Annotated in this window: 1 protein-coding gene; it reads left to right on the top strand. The window is 46.7% G+C overall.

What is annotated here, in order from left to right:
- Window positions 1-147: 147 nt before the first annotated feature.
- A partial coding sequence (locus tag HMPREF1548_RS00655) for an IS5 family transposase (RefSeq protein WP_021633688.1) occupies window positions 148-1385 on the top strand: 1238 nt, incomplete at its 3' end.

Here is a 1385-nt window from a genome sequence, read left to right as displayed (position 1 = left end):
AGTGCCTGCTGATTAAGCTTAAATTTCCTGTTTTTACTGACTTTCCTGGCGATTTTTGATAAAATATCTGCAAGGGTATTGAATCGGTGAGCCGATTTTTCTTGCAGGCCATACCTTAAATTTCTCATCAAAGGAGCCGGGTAAGCCATGTATAAACCAATTGATAAGCTGCAGCATTCATTTCTTGATTTTAACCAGCCACTGGGGCTGAAGATGAACCCAAAGAACAGATGGATCCGTCTTGCTGACAGTATTCCATGGGATGAATTTGAAATGAAATATGCCAGCCTGTTCCCAAGTGATACCGGGAACGTTGCAAAACCGCTGCGCATGGCTCTCGGCTCTCTGATCATCCAGAAAAAGTTCCAGTATTCTGACAGAGAACTCGTGGAGCAGATCACAGAAAATCCGTACTTGCAGTACTTCATTGGCCTGCCCGGTTATCAGGACGTACCGCCCTTTGATGCCAGTACATTGGTACTGTTCCGAAAACGTCTCGATGTTGATGCCATCATGGATGCAAATGCATATATGTTTAACAGTGATGATGACAATACGCAACCGCCCTCAGATTCATCTTCGGGTGGGGCAGCAACTGTCTGTGATGAGAAATCCAGGCCCGAGGGTAATAAAGGGACACTGATCGTTGATGCGAGCTGTGCACCGGTCAATATCAGATACCCGCAGGACATCTCCCTGCTCAATGAAGCGCGTGAGAAACTGGAGGTCATCATTTACCGCTTTTGCCAATCTTATGGCCTTACGCTTCCAAGGCGGTATGTCAGGAAAGCAAGAAAAGATTATCTTGCCTATGCAAAGGCACGGAAACACACAAAGAAACAGACGAGCAAGGCGATCAAAAAACAGCTTTCCTACGTGCGCCGGGATCTTGCATACCTGGACGGATTTATGTGTGAAGGGTATGCTCCTTTGAAGAAAGAGATCCCATTGCTGTTGACGATCATGGAGCTGTACAGACAGCACCAATACATGTATGACCATAAAACTCATAGTGTAAAGGACCGCATCGTGAGCATCCACCAGCCGTGGATAAGGCCGATTGTTCGAGGGAAAGCGAAAGCACCGACAGAATTCGGAGCTAAACTCGACCTGAGCATCGACGAAAAGGGATATGCCCGGATAGAGCACATCTCCTTTGATGCATACAATGAGAGCGCTTATCTGCAAGATGCGGCCTGTCGGTATTATGAACGGACTGGCCATTATCCGGAACGCATACTGGTGGATCAGATATACCGCACCCGTGAAAACAGAGCCTTCTGTAAAAAACATGAGATAAGGATGTCAGGCCCAAAACTTGGGCGGCCTTGTGCAAAACAGCAAAACAACGGAGAAAAGAAGCAGGAATATCAGGATAACACAGA

It is taken from the genome of Clostridium sp. KLE 1755 (assembly GCF_000466465.2).
Classification (GTDB): domain Bacteria; phylum Bacillota; class Clostridia; order Lachnospirales; family Lachnospiraceae; genus Eisenbergiella; species Eisenbergiella porci.
The sequence above is the reverse complement of the archived record's forward strand: the minus strand, read 5'-3'. Positions and strand labels throughout refer to the sequence as shown.